A 20,726-nucleotide genomic window follows, 5' to 3' on the forward strand; every position below is an offset into this window, starting at 1 on the left:
GGCAGCGAGGGCGGCCAGCGCGGCGCGCGCTTCGGCCACGGGCGCCGCCAGCGCAGCGGGCAGGTCTTCAAGGCGACCCGTGGCCAGCGCATCGGCCAGCACAGCATGCAGGGGCGCCACCAGCGCCGGCACGGGCGAGGCAGGATCGGCCCGGTGCAGCAGGCGGTGCAGGGTGTGGAAGGTGGTCAGCGCCGTCATGAAGGCGCCGTTGAAGGCGTGCAACTGGCGGCTGTGGCCGCGCGCATGGCCCGTCTCGAAGAAGGCGGCGACGCGGCCCGATTCCAGCGCGGCGATATCGGCGGCGAAGCGCAGGTGGGTCAACTCGGCCTGCTGCGGCGGCAGGCGCTGCTCCAGCACCTGGCGGCAGAACGCGAGGAAGCTTTCATAGCGGGCCTGCACGGTGCGCCGCACGTTGCGGCTGTGGGGACGGGGGAACAGCACGTCGTGCACGACGGCGGCCACGATGACGCCCAGGCCCACTTCCGTGGCGCGCGTCACGGCGGACGCGAACACGCCGGCCGGATGCTCCAGCGCGGGCACGGCGATCATGCAGGCCGTGTAACCGGCCAGCACGAAACTGTAGGATTGCTGGTTGCGGTGCATCGCCGCGCCGGCCGTGCACAGGCCGACCCACAGGGCCAGCCCCGCCAGCAGCACGGGCGCCTGCTGGGGAAACAGGGCGATCAGCAGCAGCGCGGCGGCGCAGCCGACGGCGGTGCCGAGCAGGCGGTAGAAGGCTTTTTCCAGCACCATCCCGGACGAGGGCAGGGCCAGGATGAAGGTAGTGGTCATCGCCGTGCCGGGCGAATCGAGGCCGAGGCGAAAGGCGATCCACAGGGCCAGGAAGGCGGCGAAGGCGCTGCGGGCAACGAAGACCAGGCGTTCGCCGTCGCTGCGGGCCCACAGGTGGAACTGCTGGCGCAGCCAGGGCGCGCCGGGTGCGTCGGATGATACGGTGCTGTGTGGGGCCATGTCGTTCGGCCCCCAAGGGAGCCGCGTTAAGTGTTGTCCAGGTTTTCCAGCTGCCGCAGGAACAGGTTCTCCAGCAGGCGGATGTCTTCGGCCGAGAAGCCGTCGTAGGCGCGGGTGGTGCGCTGCCACACCTCCGGCATCACCTGTTCGATCAGGGCGCGGCCGGCGTCGGTCAGCGAGATCATCACGCAGCGGCGGTCGCCCGGGCGGTTGCCCCGCACGACCAGGCCCTGCGATTCGAGGTCATTGCAGACCCGCGTCAGGTTGGCCGGTTTTTCCATGCACGCCTCGCCCAGGGTCGATGCCGTCGACGTCTCGTTGTCCGAGCCGTACAGCACGGCCAGCACCATGTAGCTGGCGTCGACCAGGTCGTATTTGCGCAGCGCCGCGTTCGACAGGTCCTTCATCCGTTTCTGCACGTGATACGTCATGCGCATCAGCCGCATCAAATCTTCCGGGAACGCCGGAATGCGGGATCGGATGTTTTTCAGGCGCTTGTTGGTCGCGTCAAAACTGCTCATCTACGCACTCCTGTGCAAGGGAATCGAAAAATCCGATTGTACTAGGGGGTTGCACTAGGGGAAATGAATTTCCATTCCTCCCCCTAGTGCCGTCATCAGGCTGGCATGGTTTTCCAGCCGCTCGCTGACCACCCGCAACAGTTGATCCTGTTCGTTCTGCAACACCAGTTTCGCCTGCAATACCCCGAGATAGTCCGTCATTCCTGCCTTGTAGGCCTGGTCGGCCAGCGTTTCGGCGCGGCGCGCCGTCGCCAAAGCCTGCTCGGCAAGCACTTGCTGCTGTTGCGCAGACTGTATCTTTGCTACCACATTGGCAACATCGGCCAGGGCCTGGACGACGGTGGCGTTGTACTGTTCCACCGCTGCGTCGTAGGCCGCCGTGCGTGCGCCCAGCTGGCCGCGCAGCCGGCCGCCGTCGAAAATGGGCAGGCTCAAGGCCGGCGTCACCCCCATCGTCCGCGCCGAACCCTCGAGCAGGCGGGAAAAGCCGAACGACTGCAGGCCCGCGAAAGCGACGATGTTGATATTCGGGTAGAACGCGGCATGGGCTGCATCGATATCCTTGCCGGCCGCCTCGACGCGCCAGCGCTGGGCGGCGATATCCGGGCGGCGTCCCACCAGCTCGGCGGGCAGCGCGCTCGGCAGGGCGCCCATGGTCCGTAGTGCCGGCGCTGGCCGGGCGATCGCATCGCCGTCGCCCGGTCCCTTGCCGATCAGTGCCGCCAGCTGGTTGCGCAGCAGTGCGATCGATTCGCCGATCTGCTCGTGCTCGCGCCGTCCCGCCGGCAGTGTCGTTTCAATGGCCGCCACGTCGATCTCGTTGACGAGGCCCGCTTGACGCTTCTTGCGGGCGATCGCCAGGATCTGCTGGCGCCGTGCCAGGTTCTCGGCCACGCTGTCCTGCAAGGCGTGGCGGTACCACAGCTGTACGTAATTGCGCACGATGGCCGCCTGCAGCGCCAGCCGGGCCATCTGCGCTTCCGCTGCCGCCACATGGGCTTCGTCGATGGCGGCGGCCAGCACGTCATGCTGGCGGCCCCACAGGTCCAGGTCGTAGGAGCCCGTCATCGTGGCAGAGTTGTACCACTGCCAGCTGCCCGCCAGCGGGGCGGGCGCGCTGCCGTGGGTGGGAAACAGCTCGCGCGTGCCGGACACGGTCCCATTCACCTGGGGCAGGGTGCCGGCACGGGCGACGCCGGCCAGCGCCTCGGCCTGGCGCACCCGCGCCTGGGCCACCTTCAAGGTCGGATTGTCCGCCAGCGCCGCAGCCATCAGGCGGTCCAGCTGGGGGTCGCCAAAGGCCTGCCACCACGTGTCGCGGGGCCATTCGGCGGCGGGGTCGACAGCCGCCGTCACCGCCTTGCCCGCCGCCAGCGTGGACGGCGGCACGGGGTGCGACCGGGGCGCGATATGGCCCATGTCGGCACAGCCGGCCAGCGCCAGCGCGGCGGCCAGCACCGTCAGCGGAAGGCGCAGGCCCGGCATGGTTTAGCGGGCTACCTGGTTGCGGGTACGGGCCACGTCCATGTCCGCTTCCGTTTCGATCATCGTGCCGTTCCTGCGGGCTTCGATGGCCTGGGCGCGCACTTCGGCACGGGTCAGCGGACGGGCGACCTGCACGGCCTTGACAGTCGCGGCAGCAGCGGCCACAGGGGCGGCCGAAGCTGCGGCGGTGGTGCTGCTGTCTTCGGCGCCGAAGGCGGCACCGGCGGTGGCAAGGGCGAGGGCGGCAACGAGGTAGGAAGCGGTTTTCATGGTGAACTCCTTGAGTGGTATGCAAGAAGTATATCCATGAATAGTACATTTATGAAATAGAATTTGCCAATGAAGCCGATAGGCATGCGTGATGAGTTGCCGGAAAAATGGGGTCTGTCCCCATTTTTCAGGCAACACGTGGGGTGCGACGTGTTACGGGGGCTTTTGTTAGAGTAATTGCAATGCCGCAGCCGCGGCGATGCAATCAGGAGGCAATCATGAGCGGTACCAGCACACTCGATCCAGACAATTTCCCCACCGCGCCAGACCGCGTGCTCGGCCGTGGCCACGGCACCGGTGCCCTGGGGCCCAGCGACACGTCCGACTCGGGCAGCGACGTGCAGGGCGGCTCCGGCCTGGCCCAGCAGGTCGAGGATACCAACCTGGACTTGGGCACGAATGAAGATGACGACCTGGGCACGGCCAACGGCACGGCCGGCCCGGACCTGGGGGATGCCGACCTGGACAGCGATTCCGACGCGGGCGGCACGGGCGAACGGGCTGCCGCCGGGCGCGACACGACGGCGCCGGACGGGGCCGACATCAATGTCGACCATATCGAAACCATCCCCTTCACGGGCGAGGATGGCGACCTGCTGGATGACGACGTCGAACGCGGCGTCTGACAGGCCGGCTCGATAAAAAAGCCGCGGCCCTTGACGGGGCCGCGGCTTTTTTCATGCCCGCGCCGGGTATCAGTTGCGCGGTGCGTCGGCGTCGGCGCCGTCGCCCGTGCGGCTGGCGGACTTCGACAGCATCCACGCGGCCATCAGCGCGCCGCCGCCCAGCAGGGCAATGCTGAGCGGTTTATAGCGCAGGCTGGCCTGGGTGTACGGCGAGGTTTCGTGGACGCCGTTCATGCCCTGGCGCTGGCGCAGTTCCTTGCTGGTGTCGGGCGAATACAGCGCATCCTTGCGGTTCGCGCGCTTGGGCTGATCGCTGCGCTGCTGGTTCCACAGCAGGGTCTCGCCCAGCTTGTCGAACAGGCGCGGGAAGTGGAAGCCGCCGACGGCGGAAACCTTCGACGCGGCGCCCACGGCCACGTCGCGCTTCTGGTGCTGGGCCGCGTACAGGATGGCCTCCGCCACCAGTTCGGGCGCGTAGATGGGCGCCGGCAGGCTGGGCTCCACGTCCATGTAATTCTTCGCGTGCTGGGCGAACATCGTGTCGATGCCGGCCGGCTTGATCAGGGTGACGGCAATGGGCAGCCCGTCCTTTTCCAGTTCCATCCGCAGCGAGTCCGTAAAGCCCTTGACGGCGTGCTTCGACGCCGCATACATGCCCTGCAGGGGCACGGAGACGTCGGACAGTTCGCTGCCCAGGTTGATCAGCGCGCCGCCTTGCTCCTTCAGGTGCTTGACCGCTTCCATCGAGCCGTTGACGACGCCCCAGAAATTGGTCTGGAACAGGCGGTGGTTATCCTCGTCGGACACTTCCTGCAGGCGGCCGTAGATCGAGATGCCGGCATTATTGACCCACGTGTCGATGCGACCGAAGCGGGCAATGGCCGCCTTGGCCAGCGCCGCCACGTCGCTCTTGTCGCCCACGTCGGTGGGCACGACCAGCGCTTCCGTGCCGAACGATTGCAGTTCCTTTTCGAGCTGGTGCAGCGCATCCTCGGCGCGTGCCGCCAGCACCAGTTTCGCGCCCTGCGCGGCCGCCATGCGTGCCGTGGTCAGGCCGATGCCGCTGGTGGCGCCGGTAATGACGATGACCTGGTCCGATAGTTTTTTCAAGCGCATGCTGGACTCCTCTATGGTGGCAAATGTGCGCTGTATCGTACAGGCAGGGGCCGCGCGGCGTCGTACGCTTCCACCCGTCAACAGATTGGCGGCGGCTCGCCGGCGCCGGCCTGCGCCATCACTTCGGCCAGCCAGTCGGCCAGCACGCGCACGCGGGGCGACAGCTGCCGCTGGTGCGGGTACAGCACCGTCACGGGCAGCGCCGCCGGCGGCCATGCGGGCAGCACTTCGCGCAAGGTGCCGGCCGCCAGCAGCGCGGCGACCCGGTAACGGGGCATCTGTACCAGCCCTGCGCTGCCCAGGCAGCAGGCCAGGTAGGCCTCGCCCTCGCTGACGCTGACCTTGCCCGGCAGGGGCACGCTGCGCACGGTGCCATCGACGAGGAACTCGAAGGGCAGCATGCGGCCGCTGGCGGCGGCATACCAGTTGACGGCCTGGTGCCCATGCAAGTCCTCCAGCGTGGCCGGCGTACCGTGGCGGTCAAGGTAGGCGGCGCTGGCGCACGTTACTTGGGGCAAGGTGGCGACGCGGCGCCCGACCATGCTGGAGTCGCGCAGCGCGCCCACCCGCATGACGCAGTCGACACCTTCGGCCACCAGGTCGACAAAACGGTCGCCCAGGCCGATTTCCAGTTCGATGTCGGGATAGCGGGCAAAGAACTCGTGCAGCCGGGGCAGCACGAACACCCTGCCGGCCGTGGAGAGATCCACGCGCAGCTTGCCGCGCGGCGCCGCGCCGCCATGCCCGAAGGCGTTTTCCGTTTCGTCCACATCGGCCAGGATGCGCAGGCAGCGCTGGTAGTAGGCCTCGCCGTCCGACGTCGGCGTCACCTTGCGCGTGGTCCGGTGCAGCAAGCGCACGCCCAGCCGGGCTTCGAGCTGGCGGATCGCATGCGTGGCCGTGGCCGCCGGCAGTTTCAGGTCGTCGGCAGCGCGGGTAAACGCGCCCAGCTCGACGATCCGGGTGAACAGGCGCATGGCATCGAGTCGATCCATATTATTGAGATTTATTGAATAGTAAGGCTAACTCTACCCTGTTTATCCCAATCCATGCCGGTGCCATACTGCCTTATCGACAAACCACCGGAGAACACCATGCGCACTAACGAACAACCAGTCGCCATCGTCACGGGCGCTTCGCGCGGCATCGGCGCCGCCATCGCACGGCGCCTGGCCGCCGACGGTCATGCCGTCGTTGTCAATTACGCGGGGCGCGCGGCCGATGCGCAGGCCGTCGTCGCCGCCATCGAAGGGGCGGGCGGCAGCGCCATCGCCGTGCAGGCCGACGTTGCCGACAGCGCTGCCGTCACGCGCCTGTTCGACGCCGCCATCGACCGCTTCGGCCGGATCGACGTTCTGGTCAATAACGCCGGCGTGACGCCGGCCGCCTTGCCTCACGTGGCCGACACGAGCGACGCCGACTTCGAACGGATGGTGGCGATCAATTTGAAGGGCACGTTCCACACCCTGCGCGCCGCCGCCACGCGAATGGCGCCTGGCGGGCGCATCGTCAACCTGTCCACCAGCGTCATCGGAATGGCGCTGCCGGGCTATGCCGTGTACGCGGCCACCAAGGCGGCGGTGGAGACCTTGACCAATATCGTCGCCAAGGAGTTGCGCGGCAAGGACATCCGCGTCAATGCCGTGGCGCCGGGACCGACGGCCACGGAGCTGTTCCTGGATGGAAAAACGCCCGAGCAGGTCGGGCGCCTGGCGCAGATGGCGCCATTGGAGCGGCTGGGCGAGCCGGAAGATATCGCCGCCGCCGTCGCGTTCCTGGCGCAGGCGGACGGCTGGGTCAACGGACAGACCTTGCGGGCCAACGGCGGGATTGTCTGACTGGGCTCAGGCCTTGCTGCCCGACGACCCGGCCCACAGGTTCAAATGCCCCTCCTGCGCCTGGGCGTCGATGGCGCGCAGTTCGTCGGCAGTGAACGCCAGGTTCTTCAGCGCGCCCACGTTCTCGCGGATCTGCGCGCTCGACGAGGCGCCGATCAGGGTGGACGTGATGCGCGGGTCGCGCAGCACCCAGGCCAGCGCCATCTGCGCCAGCGACTGGCCGCGCGCGGCGGCGATGTCGTTCAGCGCCCGCACCCGCGCCAGGTTTTCGTCCGACAGGTGCGAAGCCAGCAGCGAGCCGCCGCCGGGGCGGTTGACGCGGGCATCCTGCGGGATGCCGTTCAGGTACTTGTCCGACAGGATGCCTTGGGCAAGCGCCGTGAAGGTGATGCAGCCGATGCCTTCCTGGCCCAGGGTGTCGAGCAGGCCTTCCGTCTCGATCCACCGGTTCAGCATATTGTAGGAAGGCTGGTGGATCAGCAGCGGCACCTTCCACTCGGCCAGCAAGCGCTTGGCCTCGGCCGCTTTCTCGGCGGAGTAGGACGAGATGCCCACGTACAGGGCCTTGCCCTGCTGGACGGCGTGGGCCAGCGCGCCCATGGTTTCTTCCAGTGGCGTGTCCGGATCGAAGCGGTGCGAGTAGAAGATGTCGACGTACTCCAGGCCCATGCGCTTCAGGCTCTGGTCCAGGCTGGCCAGCACGTACTTGCGCGAGCCGCCGCCCTGGCCGTAGGGGCCGGGCCACATGTCCCAGCCGGCCTTGGTCGAGACGATCAGTTCGTCGCGGTAGGGACGGAAATCGTCCTTGAACAGGCGGCCGAAATTGGTCTCCGCGCTGCCGTAGGGCGGGCCGTAGTTGTTGGCCAGGTCGAAGTGGGTAATGCCGTGGTCGAACGCCGTACGCAGCATGTCGCGCTGGGTGGCCAGCGACGTCGTGTCGCCGAAGTTGTGCCACAGCCCCAATGACATCAGGGGCAGTTTCAGGCCGCTGTGGCCGCAGGCGCGGTAGGGCATGTCGTCGTAGCGGTGGCGTGAGGCGGTATAGGTCATGGCGTCGTACGTGGTGGGGAAGGGCTGATTATCGGACAAATAAAAAAAGCCCGCCGGGGCGAGCTTTTCAGGCGAACGGCAGGCGCTTTACGCGAACTGCTTGTTCACGAATTCCCAGTTGACCAGGTTCCAGAACGTCTCGACGTATTTCGGACGGGCGTTGCGGTAGTCGACGTAGTACGCGTGTTCCCACACGTCGCAGGTCAGCAGCGGGGTGTCGGGGGTGGTCAGCGGCGTCTGGGCGTTCGACGTGTTGACGATGTCGACGGTGCCGTCGGCCTTCTTCACCAGCCAGGTCCAGCCGGAACCGAAGTTGCCGACGCAGGACTTGCTGAACTCTTCCTTGAACTTGTCGAACGAGCCCCACTTGGCGTTGATCGCATCGGCGACGGCGCCGGTGGCCGGGCCGCCGGCGTTCGGTGCCATGCAGTTCCAGTAGAAGGTGTGGTTCCACACCTGGGCCGAGTTGTTGAACACGCCTCCGGAGGATTTCTTGATGATCTCTTCCAGGGACAGGTTCTCGTACTCGGTGCCCTTGATCAGGTTGTTCAGGTTCGTCACATAGGCCTGGTGATGCTTGCCGTAGTGGTATTCCAGGGTTTCCTGGGAGATGTGCGGCTGCAGGGCGTCCATCGCGTACGGCAGTGGCGGCAGGGTATGTTCCATATTTGTTTCCTTTTGGTTTGTACAGAAGATTATTCTTGCGCAATCGTCCACTATTGTAATGCGTCGGCCGGGCGGGTGCTGAAAGCCCCTGCAAAACGTGCGGTCAAGCCGCCGATGGCCTAATCCAGGGCCGGCTGCACGGAAGCGATCTCGACCTGGGCACTGCCTTCGGCAAGCCGCAGCGTCACGGCCTCGCGCGGGTGCAGTTGGCGGGGCGAGCGCAGGATGGCACCCTTGCTGTCCGTGACGATGGCATAGCCCCGCTCCAGCGTGCGCTGCGGATTGAGCAGTTCCAGCTGCGCCGACAGGGCAGCCAGCGCCTCGCGTCGCTGGCGCAGGCCCGCGTCCATGCGCGCCGCGCAGCGGTGTTGCAGTGCCGCCAGGTGGGCCCGCACCGGCCGCGTGTCGGGGCGGCGCGCGCCCAGGCGGCCGGCCAGTTTTTCCAGTGTGTGGCGCGCCAGGTTCAGCGGCGCGCGGTTGGCGTGCATCATCGCCGTCGACAACGCCAGCAGCTTCAGGCGCTGCTGGCGGATCTGGGCGGACGGACTGAGCAAGCGCCGCGACGCGTGGTCCAGGCTTTGCGCGGCGTCGTCCAGGCTGCGGCGCATGGCCCGGCGCAGGTCGTTGGCATCGGCGCGCAGCGAGGCCAGCCAGTCGCCCCGGGGCGTGACGGCCAGTTCGGCCGCGGCCGTCGGCGTGGCTGCACGCAGGTCGGCGGCGAAGTCGGCGATGGTGAAATCCGTCTCGTGGCCGACGCCGGAAATGACGGGCATGCTGCAGTTGGCGATGGCATATGCCACCGCTTCCTCGTTGAAGCTCCACAGGTCCTCGATGCTGCCGCCGCCCCGGCAGACGATCAGCACGTCCACTTCGGCCCGGTTCGATGCCGTGTCGATGGCTTCGGCGATGCGGTCGGCCGCCAGCTGGCCCTGCACCAGGGTCGGATACAGCACCACCCGCACGTGGGGGGCGCGACGGCGCAGGGCCGTCAGCACGTCACGCAGCGCGGCCGCCTGCGGGCTCGTGACGATGCCGACGGTGCGGGCGAACAGGGGGAGTGGGCGCTTGCGTTCCTCGTCGAACAGGCCGGCGGCCGTCAGCTTGTCCTTCAGGCGCAGGAAGGCTTCGAACAGGGCGCCCACGCCGGCGCGGCGGATCGCCTCCACGTTGATCTGGTAGTCGCCGCGGGGACCGTACAGGGTGACGAGGGCGCGCACCTCCACCTTGTCGCCTTCGCGGGGCGTGAAGCCGGCATACTGGGCGCGGCCCCGGAACATCACGGCGCGCACCTGGGCGCCGTCGTCCTTCAACGTGAAATACCAGTGGCCGGAACTGGCACGGGTGAAGTTCGAGATCTCGCCGGCGATCCACGTCAGCGGGAACGAGCGTTCCAGCAGGCGGCCGACGGCCTGGTTCAGCGCGCTGACCGTGATGACGGCGGGTTGTTCGAAAGCGGGGTCGGGTGGGGTCATGGGGGCGTTTTCTTTCAGGCTATCCACACTGTCATGGAGCGGTCATGCTTATGTCATATCTCTCGTTTTGCTGCAAGGTGTTTTTGTAAACATCTGATTTTTAAAGGTAAACCTGTTTGCTGCATTAGCGTGCACTGTAAGAATACTCTTACATATCAAGGACTTTGCCGAGAGCGCCCCCTGTTACGCACAAAGATATCCACAGAATTTGTGAGCAAGTTGGGATAACTTGGGAACAGGTGCCGAAAAATGCCGCAAGGATACTTTAGTGTTGCAAATCAAAGGCTTGGCCTGGTCGTCATGCCTTTCCCCACAATTTTATCCACAGAAGTTGTGCAGAACGCCTGTAAGTACGGCGGGCCGCAGGGGCGTGGGTGCGAGCGAAGGGGCTGCCTAAAAACCGGGCGGTAACAAATTATCCTTATAAATCAAGGTACTTGGACCTTCCCAGTGGGCTTGCGCACAGTATTGTCCACAGTTTGTGTGCAGAAGGGCCCTACCGCCTGTGGACAAGCACCGTTTCGGCCAGTTTCGGCACTGTTTGCCCACAATGCCCAAGTTTTGAGCGGATCGATTTTCATTAATGTAATCAGAGACTTATCGAGAGGCCAGCAGCATTGCCAACAGTCTTATCAACAATTTATGTGCAGAACCGAACACAAGCAGACATGTGCTCATCCGTCCGCTGCGAGTATTTTGTGCATCTCAACAATTTTGAATCAAATCAATCACTTGTATGCTGCATGCTGCCATTGCTCACAATATTGTCCACAGAAAATGTGAAGAAGCGCACAGACGCGGGCTAGGCAGGGCCTGCCGTAAATTTATGCAGTTTTGTAAATATCAATCAAATCAATAGCTTGCGCAGATTCCTTGCGGTTCCTCACAATCTTTTCCACAGAAACTGTGAAGAAGAGGGCGCTTCTGGGCGATCCGAGGCGAGGCGAAGTTTCTTGAAAACAGGGGACTGCTCCTGGTTTGGACGCACTTGCCGAGCGCGGCCCAACAGGCTACATTGCGCGTCTGATCCCGCTTTATCACGCCGTTGCCTCTTCAAGGAGCCTGTCTTGCTGTCCATCTTCCAAGCCGCGGGTTGGCCGATCTGGTTGCTGCTGATCGCATCCATCGTCGCCACCGCCCTGATCGTCGAGCGCCTGCTGTCGCTGCGCCGCGCGCGCATCCTGCCGCCCAGCACCCTGGACGAAGTGGTGCGCATCTACCGCAGCGGCACCGTCACGCCGGACATCATCGACAAGCTGGAAAGCAGCTCGCCGCTGGGTGTCGTGCTGTCGGCCGCGTTGCGCAACATCGACGCGCCGCGCGACGTGATGAAGGAATCGATCGAGGAGGCCGGCAACGGCGTGGCCCACACCCTGGAGCGCTTCCTGACGACCCTGGGCACCATCGCCACCCTGGCGCCGCTGATGGGCCTGTTCGGCACCGTGGTCGGCATGATCGAGATCTTCGGCGCCCAGGACGCCACCGGCACCAACCCGGCCCAGCTGGCCCACGGCATTTCCGTGGCGCTGTACAACACGGGCTTCGGCCTGGCCATCGCCATGCCCACCCTCGTGTTCTACCGCCACTTCCGCGCGCTGGTGGACAGCTTCGTCATCCAGATGGAGCAGCAGGCCGTGCGCTTCGTCGACGTCGTGCACAACTCCCGCAAATGACGACGGACGCGAAAGGCAAGCCATGAACTTCCGCAAAGGACAGCGCCGCGAGGACCCGGAGATCAACCTGATTCCGTTCATCGACGTGCTGCTGGTGATCCTGATCTTCCTGATGGTGACGACGACCTACAGCAAGTTCACGGAACTGCAGATCACGCTGCCAACGGCCGACGCGGAGAAGGCGGTGGAGCAGCCTGACCAGATCGACGTCACCGTCGACGCCAAGGGCAACTACACGGTCAACAAGGTGCCCGTATCGTTCCGCGACGTGAACGGCCTAGCGCAGGCGCTGCGCAGTGCCGCCAAGGCCGGCGCCAATCCGGTCGTGGTGGTCAATGCCGACCAGTTCGCGATGCACCAGATGGTCGTCAACGTGATGGAGGCGGCCCGCATCGCCGGTTTCGATCGCCTGACATTCGCCGCGCAGTCGGGCGTGGCCAAGTAAGGCCGCCCGTACTGCCCCCGTATTGCGCCCGCACTGCGCCCCTACTGCGCCGCGTCATCCACCTGAATCCCATGTCCCTCGAAACCACCATCACCCGCGCCTGGCTGCGGCGCGGCCCGCTGGCCTGCGCGCTGTATCCCGTGTCGCTGCTGTTTCGCGCGCTCACGGCCCTGCGCCGCCTGCTGTACCGGGCGGGCGTGCTCCGTGCGGCGGGCCTGCCCGTGCCTGTTGTCGTCGTCGGTAATATCTTTATCGGCGGGACCGGCAAGACGCCGCTGACGATCTGGCTGGTGCAGCAGTTGCAGGCGGCCGGACTGACGCCGGGTGTCGTCTCGCGCGGGCATGGGGCAAAAAGCGGCGGCAAGGGCAGCGCACCCCGGCCCGTGACGGCCCTGTCCACCCCTGCCGAGGTGGGCGATGAGCCCGTGCTGATCGCCACGCGGGCCGGCTGCCCCGTCGTCGTGGGACGCGACAGGGTCGAGGCGGGCAGGGCGCTGCTGGCGGCCCATCCGCAGGTGGACGTCATCGTCACCGACGACGGCCTGCAGCACTACGCCTTGCGGCGCGATGTCGAGATCGTGCTGTTCGACGGGCGCGGCACGGGCAACGGCTGGACCCTGCCGGCCGGCCCCCTGCGCGAGCCGCCGTCGCGCCGGCGCGATGTCACGGTGGTCAACACGCCCCAGCTGACGGCCCGGCTGGCCGGGCGCACGGCCAACGGCGGCCCCGTATTCCAGATGACCTTGCAGGGCGACGTGGCCGAGCGGCTGGCCAACCGGCACGAGCGCGTGAGCCTGGCGGCGCTGGCGGCCCGGCCCGGCAAGTTCGTCGCGGCGGCCGGCATCGGCAACCCGGCGCGCTTCTTCGGCATGCTGGCCGCGGCCGGCCTGCGCTGCACCGAGCTGGCCCTGCCGGACCACCACGACTTCCTCGACAATCCCTTCGGCGCGCTGGACGCGGACGTGATCTTGATGACGGAGAAGGATGCAGTAAAATGTGCGCAAATTGAAGAACTGAGAAACGATCCCCGGCTGTGGGTCGTTCCGGTCGCGGCGCGCATCGATGGCGCGCTGGCCGAACACATTGTGGAGAAATGCCGTGGACGCACGTTTGCTTGATATCCTGGTCTGCCCTGTCTGCAAGGGCCCGTTGGTGCACGATAAAAAGGCCCAGGAACTGATTTGCCGCGGCGACCGCCTGGCCTTCCCGATCCGTGACGGCATCCCCATCATGTGGGCCGACGAGGCCCGCACCTTGCAGGACACGGTCGAATAAGGCCGGCCGTGTCGTTCACCGTCATCATTCCCGCCCGCCTGGCCTCGACCCGGCTACCGAACAAACCCCTGGCCGACCTTGGCGGCAAGCCGATGATCGTGCGCGTGGCCGAGCGCGCGCGCGCGGCGGGCGCCGAACGCATCATCGTCGCCACCGACCATGAATCGATCCGCGCCGCCTGCGAGGCCCACGGCATCGACGTGGGCATGACGCGCGCCGACCATCCATCCGGCACCGACCGTATCGCCGAAGTGGCGCGCGCGCTGGCGCTGCCGGCCGATGCGGTGGTGGTCAACCTGCAGGGCGACGAACCGCTGATCGACCCGGCCCTGCTGGCCGCCTGCGCGGCGCGCATCGGCGCCGACGTGCCGATGGCCACCTGCGCCCACCCGATCGACACGGCGGCCGACGCCTTCAACCCGAATGTGGTGAAGGTGGTGCTGGACCGCCATGGCCGCGCGCTGTATTTCAGCCGCGCCACCATCCCCTGGGCGCGCGACGCCTTTGCCGTCAGCCGCGACACGCTGCCGGCCGGGTACCGGCCGCTGCGCCATATCGGCCTGTACGCCTACCGCAACGACTTTCTGCAGGCCTACCCCGGGCTGGAACAGTCGCCGCTGGAGGGCATCGAGGCGCTGGAACAGCTGCGCGTGCTGTGGCACGGCCATCCTATTGCCGTGCACGTCACTGACGCAGCTCCGGCCGCCGGCGTCGACACGCCGGAAGACCTGGAACGGGTGCGACGTCACTTCGCCTGAGCTTCGATCATTTTGCGTGGCAAATGCGCTCCCAAGGTGGCGTTGGGGCGGCGTTTTGTGGTAAGTTTCGTCACAACCCTGACACACTTTCCATATTATTAAAAACGTTCTAGGAATTTTCATGCGTCTCATTCTGTTAGGAGCTCCCGGCGCCGGCAAGGGCACCCAGGCCAACTTCATCAAGGAAAAGTACAACATTCCTCAGATTTCGACTGGCGACATGCTGCGTGCCGCCATCGCGGCCGGAAGCGAACTGGGCATCGCCGCCAAGAAGGTCATGGACGCTGGCCAGCTGGTGTCCGACGACATCATCATCGGCCTGGTGAAGGATCGCCTGAAGGAGGCCGACTGCGCCAACGGCTACCTGTTCGACGGCTTCCCCCGCACCATCGCCCAGGCCGACGCCATGAAGGATGCCGGCGTGAAGATCGACTACGTGCTGGAGATCGCCGTGCCGGACGAATCGATCGTCGAGCGCATGGACGGCCGCCGCTGCCACCCAGGCTCGGGCCGCGTCTACCACGTCAAGTTCAACCCGCCGAAAGTGGACGGTGTCGACGACGTGACGGGCGAGCCGCTGGTGCAGCGCGACGACGACCGCGCCGAAACGGTCAAGAAGCGCCTGGACGTGTATCACAACCAGACCGAAGTCCTGCTGGGCTACTACAACGAGTGGGCCCGGTCGGGCGACCCGATGGCACCGCAATACCGCCGCATCGAAGGTGTCGGACCCGTCGAGGAAATCCGCGACCGCGCGTTCACGGCGCTGGCGCAGTAACACCGGGCGGGCCTTGCGGGCCCGCTTTTTTTTCGTGCCCCCCGCGCGGCACGAGGCCCCCGTTGGCCGAATCTCAGGTTTCGCAGTGCGTAGTTTGGTTGGCCGTTCCCGGCGTTGCCGGGGCGGTTTTCTGAAGTTCGTTTTGTTTGCTTGGATTTGACACCAACAGGGGGACATATGGCAGCTGGTCTGTGGTTTGCTGTGGCGTGCGGCGTCATCGCCGTCGTGTACGGGCTGTGGTCGCGCAGCTGGATACTGGGGCAGGATGCGGGCAATGCGCGCATGCAGGAAATCGCCACGGCGATCCAGCAGGGGGCGGGGGCTTACCTGGCCAGGCAATACCGGACCATCGGCATCGTCGGCGTCATCCTGCTCCTTGCCATCTTCTTCCTGCTGGGCGTCCAGACGGCGCTGGGCTTCCTGATCGGCGCCGTGCTGTCCGGGGCCTGCGGCTTCATCGGCATGAACGTGTCGGTGCGGGCCAATGTACGCACGGCGCAGGCCGCGTCGGTCGGCATGAACGAGGCCCTGAACGTCGCCTTCCGGGGCGGCGCCATCACGGGCCTTCTGGTCGTCGGCCTTGGCCTGCTTGGCGTGGCGCTGTTCTACTGGCTCCTCACCAGCTTCGCCGTCGGCGGCTACCCGGCGCCGGCAACCACCCCGCATGACGTCATCAAGCCCCTGATCGGCCTGGCCTTCGGCGCCTCGCTTATTTCCATCTTCGCGCGCCTGGGCGGCGGCATCTTCACGAAGGGCGCCGATGTCGGCGCCGACCTGGTCGGCAAGGTCGAGGCGGGCATTCCCGAGGACGACCCGCGCAACCCGGCCGTCATCGCCGACAACGTGGGCGACAACGTGGGCGACTGCGCCGGCATGGCGGCCGACCTGTTCGAGACCTATGTCGTCACGCTGATCGCGACGATGCTGCTGGGCGCCCTGATGATCTCCGACGCGCCGCAGGAAGCCATCCTGTATCCGATGCTGCTGGGCGCCGTGTCGATCCTGGCCTCCATCGTCGGCTGCCTGTTCGTCAAGGCCAAGCCTGGCAAGAAGATCATGTCGGCCCTGTACACGGGGCTGTGGTGGGCCGCGATACTGTCCCTGATCGGCTTTGCCGTCGTCACGTGGCTGTTGTGGACGGACGACACGATGCGCTGGAAGATGATGGGCGCCACCGTCGTCGGCATCGTGCTGACGGGGCTGATGGTCTACATCACGGAGTTCTACACGGGTACCGACTTCAAGCCCGTGCGCCATATCGCCGACGCCTCCACGACGGGCCACGGCACCAATATCATCGCCGGCCTGGGCGTGTCGATGAAGTCCACCGCCTGGCCCGTGCTGGCCGTGTGCGTGGCCATCCTCGTGTCGTTCAAGCTGGCCGGCCTGTATGGCATCGCCATCGCCGCCACGTCGATGCTGTCGATGGCCGGCATCATCGTCGCGCTGGACGCCTACGGCCCCATCACCGATAACGCCGGCGGTATCGCCGAGATGTCCGGCATGCCCGACTCGGTGCGCGCCATCACCGACCCGCTCGACGCCGTCGGCAACACCACCAAGGCCGTCACGAAGGGCTATGCCATCGGTTCGGCCGGCCTGGCCGCGCTGGTGCTGTTCGCGGACTACACGCACGCGCTGGAATCGGTCGGCAAGAGCATGACCTTCGACCTGTCCAACCCGATGGTGATCGTGGGCCTGTTCATCGGCGGGCTGATTCCCTACCTGTTCGGCGCGATGGCGATGGAGGCCGTCGGGCGCGCGGCCGGCGCCGTCGTCGTCGAGGTGCGGCGCCAGTTCCGCGACATCAAGGGCATCATGGACGGCAGCGGCCGGCCCGAATACGACAAGGCCGTGGACATGCTGACGGCGTCGGCGATCCGCGAGATGATCATTCCGTCGCTGCTGCCGGTGGTCGTGCCGGTTCTGGTCGGGATGCTGCTGGGGCCCGCCGCGCTGGGCGGCATGCTGATGGGGACAATCGTCACGGGCCTGTTCGTCGCCATCTCGATGACCACCGGCGGCGGCGCCTGGGACAACGCCAAGAAGTATATCGAGGACGGCAACCATGGCGGCAAGGGCTCGGACGCGCACAAGGCCGCCGTCACGGGCGATACGGTGGGCGACCCGTACAAGGACACGGCCGGGCCGGCCGTCAACCCCCTGATCAAGATCATCAATATCGTCGCGCTGCTGCTGGTACCGCTCCTGCCCACCACCGGCTGGCTGGCCGTGACGGCCGAACCGCTGCTGGCGCACGGCCCGGCCAAGGCGCAGGTGGAGAAGGTGGCGGCCGTGCCGGGGCAGGTGCCCGCGCCGGCCGCGCAGCGCTGACATACGTCGCGAACGGCGGTCGGCGAACGGCGGTTGGCGAACGGTGGTTGGCGAACGGCGGGCGGCGCGGCCGGCAACGGTGCGGCGCCCGCCGGATGCGGCGGCTATCATCGGCCTACCGAGCCTTTGCTGGAGCCGCCGTGTACCGCCCCACCTGCCATCCCATCCGTCGCGGCTTGGGCGCCGCCATGCTGGCGGCGCTGCTGCCGTGCTTGCCCATCGTCCACGCCGCACCGGCCGGGCCGGAAGCGCTTGACCGCGCTGCCTACGCCCGCCTGCCCGTCTGCAAACTGCGTCCGGACGGGCGTGCGCTGGCCGTCGAACCGTGCCGCACGGCGCCGACGCGCCGGCCCATCCCGCGCCGCCCGGTGCCGCAGGAGGTCACACCCACGCCCCGCATGGCCGCGCCGGCCGTGACACGGGACGAAACCGCGGCCGAAACGATGGCGCAAACGCCCGCGTCCCCGCCCGCACCCCTTTTTCAGCTGGCCCCCAGGCCCGGCCCCGTCGGCACCGTACCGGCCACGCCACCCACACCGCCCGGCACCTATGCCCCGGGCGCCTTCGGCACGCCGCCACCGGGCGCGCCACGCCCCGTCAACTGCGGCGCAACCGGCTGCCGGGACGCGGCCGGCACGCCATACAACGGCTCGAAGGTACTGATCAGCCCCACGGGGCGCCTGTGCAACAGCAGCGGCGGCTTCGTCACCTGCATGTGAGGGTTCGCACGGCTCCCGCCGCGCGCTACAATAGTCGTGAGTTGACGTTTACGTAAACGTCACAACCCACACAGACGAAGGAGACGAACCCTATGCAGATCAGCGATAACGTATTCATCATCACGGGCGGCGCGTCCGGACTGGGCGCGGCGACGGCGCGCATGCTGGCCGGTGCCGGCGGCAAGGTGGTACTGGCCGACGTGCAGGTGGAGGCGGGCGAGGCCCTCGCGCGCGAACTGAACGGCACGTTCGTGCGCTGCGACGTGACGTCCGAGGCCGATGGTCAGGCCGTTGTCGCCGCCGCCGTCGCGCTGGGCACCCTGCGCGGCCTGGTCAACTGCGCCGGCGTCGCACCGGCGGTGAAAACGGTGGGCAAGGACGGCCCGCATCCGCTCGACGTGTTCCAGCGCGCCGTCAACATCAACCTGGTCGGCACCTTCAATATGTGCCGCCTGGCGGCCGATGCAATGGGCCGCACGGCGGCGGCGGAACAGGGCGAGCGGGGCGTCATCATCAACACGGCATCCGTCGCGGCCTTCGACGGCCAGATCGGCCAGGCCGCCTATGCCGCATCCAAGGCGGCCGTGGCGGGCATGACCCTGCCGATGGCGCGCGACCTGTCCCGCAGCGGCATCCGCGTGATGACGATCGCTCCCGGCATTTTTGAAACGCCGATGCTGCTGGGGATGCCGGCCGAGGTGCAGGACGCGCTGGGCAAGATGGTGCCGTTCCCGCCGCGGCTGGGCAAACCGGACGAATACGCCCAGCTGGCGCGGGCCATCATCGAGAACGTCATGCTCAACGGCGAGACCATCCGCCTGGACGGTGCCATCCGCATGCAGCCGAAATAGAGTAGCATTCCGCTGTCGAGGAGCGCGCCCACCGCCTGCGGTCGGCGCGCTCGTTTTTTTCGCGGAGTGAAGATGAAAAGTTCGAAATCGCCGGCCCTGCTGGCAGCCCTGTGGTGCGCCTTGCCGCTCGCCGTCTCCCTTGCCGCCCCGGCGTGGGCCCAGGAGACGCGCCAGGCCGCGCCCGAAATCGCCACCGGCTACGCCGAAAAATCCGGCTGGACGGCCGAAAAATTCATGGTGGCGGCGGCCAATCCCCTGGCCACCGAAGCGGGCTACCGGATGTTGAAGCAGGGCGGCAGCGCCGTGGACGCGGCCGTGGCCACGCAGATGGTATTGACCCTGGTGGAGCCGCAATCGTCCGGCATCGGCGGCGGCGCCTTCCTGATGCTCTTCGACGGCAAGACCGTGCGCTCGTACGACGGGCGCGAGACGGCGCCGATGGCCGCCACCGAGCGGCTGTTCCTGGGCGAGGACGGCAGGCCCGTGTCGCGCGAGACGGGCATCGTCGGCGGGCGCTCCACCGGCGCGCCGGGCGTGCTGCGCATGCTGGAGATGGCGCACCGCCAGCACGGCAAGCTGCCGTGGGCCACCCTGTTCGGCCCCGCCATCGAGCTGGCCGAGGGCGGCTTCAAGGTCAGCCCGCGCCTGAACGCGCTGCTGCGCTACGACCAGAAGCGCCTGACGCGCGACAGCGTGGCGGCAGCCTATTTCTACGACGCGGCGGGCCAGCCACGCCCGGTCGGCTACCTGCTGAAGAACCCCGCGCTGGCCCAGGTGCTGCGCGAGGTGGCGCGCGGCGGGGCGGATGCCTTCTACAAGGGGCGCATCGCGCGCGACATCGCCGCCAAGGTTGCCAATCACCCTACCAACCCGGGCCTGCTGACGGCCCGCGATATCGCCGGCTACCAGGCCAAGGAGCGCGATCCCGTCTGCAGCGACTACCGCAAGTGGAAGGTGTGCGGCGCGCCGCCGCCATCCTCGGGCGGCATCGCCATCGCCGAAATGCTGGGCATCCTGGAGAGCACCGCCATCGGCGCCCACCCGCCCGTGGCCGGCGTGCCCGACGCCCAGGCCGTGCACCTGTTCACGGAAGCGGGCCGGCTGGCCTATGCGGACCGCAACCGCTACGTGGCCGACACGGACTTCGTGCCCCTGCCCGGACGCGGCGTGGCCGCGCTGATCGACAAGCGCTACCTGGCGCAGCGCGCCGCCCTGATCGGCACCCAGTCGATGGGCAGCGCGCGGGCCGGCACGCCGCAGGGCATGCAGGTGGCCTGGGGGCGCGATACGGCGCTGGACAAGCCTTCCACGTCGCACCTGGTGGCGGTCGACCAGTACGGCAACGGCCTGTCGATGACGACCTCCGTCGAGGATGCCTTCGGCTCGCGCCAGATGGTGGACGGCTTCATGCTGAACAACCAGCTGACGGACTTCTCCTTCGATGCGGCCGACGAGAACGGCCCGATCGCCAACCGCGTCCAGCCGGGCAAGCGCCCGCGCAGCGCCATGTCGCCCACGCTGGTATTCGACAAGGCCAGCGGCAAGCTGGTGCTGGCCACGGGCTCGCCGGGCGGCTCGGCCATCATCAACTACGTGGCCAAGGTGCTGGTCGGCACCCTGGACTGGAACCTGGACGTGCAGCAGGCCATCAGCCTGCCCAATTTCGGCAGCCGCAACGGCCCCACGGAACTGGAAGCGGGGCGCTTTCCCGAGGCCGTCGTGCAGCAGCTGAGGGCGCGCGGCCACGAAGTGCGCCAGTTCGACCAGAACTCCGGCCTGCAGGGCATCCAGCGCATCGTCCGCAATGGCCGCGATGCCTGGTTCGGCGGCGCCGACCCGCGCCGCGAAGGCATCGTGCGCGGTGAATGAGGGCGGGC

At 67.1% G+C, this 20,726-nt stretch carries 21 protein-coding genes; 12 read left to right on the forward strand and 9 right to left on the reverse strand.

Annotated elements, in window-relative coordinates; genetic code table 11:
• From GM672_RS07690 to GM672_RS07705, 4 genes are all read right to left on the reverse strand, one after another.
• On the reverse strand, positions 1–972 hold a 972-nt coding region (locus tag GM672_RS07690; RefSeq protein WP_170299973.1), incomplete at its 3' end, for an FUSC family protein.
• A 26-nt stretch (positions 973–998) separates the two neighbouring features.
• On the reverse strand, positions 999–1,493 hold the full coding sequence (locus GM672_RS07695) for a MarR family winged helix-turn-helix transcriptional regulator (protein WP_155469946.1): 495 nt from the start codon (positions 1,491–1,493) through the stop codon (positions 999–1,001).
• Between the two features lie 54 nt (positions 1,494–1,547).
• Positions 1,548–2,978 carry an efflux transporter outer membrane subunit gene (locus tag GM672_RS07700; RefSeq protein WP_155469947.1) on the reverse strand — a complete coding sequence of 477 codons (1,431 nt, stop codon included), beginning with the start codon at positions 2,976–2,978 and terminating at the stop codon, positions 1,548–1,550.
• 3 nt (positions 2,979–2,981) lie between these two features.
• Entirely contained in the window at positions 2,982–3,248 is a 267-nt protein-coding gene (locus GM672_RS07705; protein ID WP_155469948.1) for a DUF4148 domain-containing protein, read from the reverse strand.
• 218 nt (positions 3,249–3,466) lie between these two features.
• Between GM672_RS07705 and GM672_RS07710 the strand changes: the two genes are divergently transcribed.
• Entirely contained in the window at positions 3,467–3,874 is a 408-nt protein-coding gene (locus GM672_RS07710; protein WP_155469949.1) for a hypothetical protein, read from the forward strand.
• A gap of 69 nt (positions 3,875–3,943) precedes the next feature.
• On the opposite strand, the gene GM672_RS07715 is transcribed toward GM672_RS07710, so the two are convergent.
• Together GM672_RS07715 and GM672_RS07720 are read right to left on the reverse strand one after the other, a co-directional pair.
• A complete protein-coding gene (locus tag GM672_RS07715; protein WP_155469950.1) occupies positions 3,944–4,990 on the reverse strand; it encodes an SDR family oxidoreductase in 1,047 nt (348 codons plus the stop codon).
• 77 nt (positions 4,991–5,067) lie between these two features.
• Positions 5,068–5,985 carry a LysR family transcriptional regulator gene (locus tag GM672_RS07720; protein ID WP_155469951.1) on the reverse strand — a complete coding sequence of 306 codons (918 nt, stop codon included), beginning with the start codon at positions 5,983–5,985 and terminating at the stop codon, positions 5,068–5,070.
• 99 nt (positions 5,986–6,084) lie between these two features.
• Here GM672_RS07720 and GM672_RS07725 point away from each other — a divergent pair, with 99 nt between their 5' ends.
• Positions 6,085–6,828 carry an SDR family oxidoreductase gene (locus tag GM672_RS07725; protein WP_188915979.1) on the forward strand — a complete coding sequence of 248 codons (744 nt, stop codon included), beginning with the start codon at positions 6,085–6,087 and terminating at the stop codon, positions 6,826–6,828.
• A 6-nt stretch (positions 6,829–6,834) separates the two neighbouring features.
• Here GM672_RS07725 and mgrA read toward each other — a convergent pair whose 3' ends face one another.
• The 3 genes from mgrA to xseA form a co-directional block, all read right to left on the reverse strand.
• A complete protein-coding gene (gene mgrA, locus GM672_RS07730) occupies positions 6,835–7,878 on the reverse strand; it encodes an L-glyceraldehyde 3-phosphate reductase (protein WP_155469953.1) in 1,044 nt (347 codons plus the stop codon).
• Between the two features lie 87 nt (positions 7,879–7,965).
• On the reverse strand, positions 7,966–8,544 hold the full coding sequence (gene sodB, locus GM672_RS07735) for a superoxide dismutase [Fe] (protein ID WP_155469954.1): 579 nt from the start codon (positions 8,542–8,544) through the stop codon (positions 7,966–7,968).
• A 119-nt stretch (positions 8,545–8,663) separates the two neighbouring features.
• Positions 8,664–10,016, reverse strand: a complete 1,353-nt coding sequence (gene xseA, locus GM672_RS07740) for an exodeoxyribonuclease VII large subunit (RefSeq protein WP_155469955.1) — start codon at positions 10,014–10,016, stop codon at positions 8,664–8,666.
• 1,067 nt (positions 10,017–11,083) lie between these two features.
• Between xseA and GM672_RS07745 the strand changes: the two genes are divergently transcribed.
• The 10 genes from GM672_RS07745 (at position 11,084) to ggt (ending at position 20,718) form a co-directional block, all read left to right on the forward strand.
• Positions 11,084–11,689: a MotA/TolQ/ExbB proton channel family protein gene (locus tag GM672_RS07745; protein ID WP_155469956.1), complete on the forward strand. Its 606-nt coding sequence runs from the start codon at positions 11,084–11,086 to the stop codon at positions 11,687–11,689.
• A 22-nt stretch (positions 11,690–11,711) separates the two neighbouring features.
• Positions 11,712–12,134 carry an ExbD/TolR family protein gene (locus GM672_RS07750; protein WP_155469957.1) on the forward strand — a complete coding sequence of 141 codons (423 nt, stop codon included), beginning with the start codon at positions 11,712–11,714 and terminating at the stop codon, positions 12,132–12,134.
• A gap of 71 nt (positions 12,135–12,205) precedes the next feature.
• The gene (gene lpxK / locus GM672_RS07755; RefSeq protein WP_155469958.1) at positions 12,206–13,252 is read left to right on the forward strand and encodes a tetraacyldisaccharide 4'-kinase; all 1,047 of its coding nucleotides are present in this window, start codon (positions 12,206–12,208) and stop codon (positions 13,250–13,252) included.
• Entirely contained in the window at positions 13,233–13,409 is a 177-nt protein-coding gene (locus GM672_RS07760) for a Trm112 family protein (protein ID WP_107141303.1), read from the forward strand. Before lpxK ends, GM672_RS07760 begins: the two co-directional genes overlap by 20 nt.
• Positions 13,410–13,417: 8 nt before the next feature.
• Positions 13,418–14,167, forward strand: coding sequence for a 3-deoxy-manno-octulosonate cytidylyltransferase (kdsB, locus tag GM672_RS07765; protein ID WP_170299974.1), 750 nt, complete (start codon positions 13,418–13,420; stop codon positions 14,165–14,167).
• A gap of 121 nt (positions 14,168–14,288) precedes the next feature.
• Positions 14,289–14,945 (forward strand): adenylate kinase, encoded by a 657-nt coding sequence (gene adk / locus GM672_RS07770; RefSeq protein WP_155469960.1) that lies wholly within the window; start codon positions 14,289–14,291, stop codon positions 14,943–14,945.
• A 177-nt stretch (positions 14,946–15,122) separates the two neighbouring features.
• Positions 15,123–17,279, forward strand: coding sequence for a sodium-translocating pyrophosphatase (locus GM672_RS07775; protein WP_155469961.1), 2,157 nt, complete (start codon positions 15,123–15,125; stop codon positions 17,277–17,279).
• Positions 17,280–17,419: 140 nt separating this feature from the next.
• A complete protein-coding gene (locus tag GM672_RS29720) occupies positions 17,420–17,998 on the forward strand; it encodes a hypothetical protein (RefSeq protein ID WP_155469962.1) in 579 nt (192 codons plus the stop codon).
• Between the two features lie 92 nt (positions 17,999–18,090).
• A complete protein-coding gene (locus GM672_RS07785; protein ID WP_155469963.1) occupies positions 18,091–18,849 on the forward strand; it encodes an SDR family NAD(P)-dependent oxidoreductase in 759 nt (252 codons plus the stop codon).
• 72 nt (positions 18,850–18,921) lie between these two features.
• Complete coding sequence (ggt, locus tag GM672_RS07790) at positions 18,922–20,718, forward strand: gamma-glutamyltransferase (protein WP_155469964.1); 1,797 nt, start codon at positions 18,922–18,924, stop codon at positions 20,716–20,718.
• Positions 20,719–20,726: the final 8 nt, after the last annotated feature.

This window comes from Pseudoduganella buxea (genome assembly GCF_009720835.1).
GTDB lineage: Bacteria > Pseudomonadota > Gammaproteobacteria > Burkholderiales > Burkholderiaceae_D > Rugamonas > Rugamonas buxea.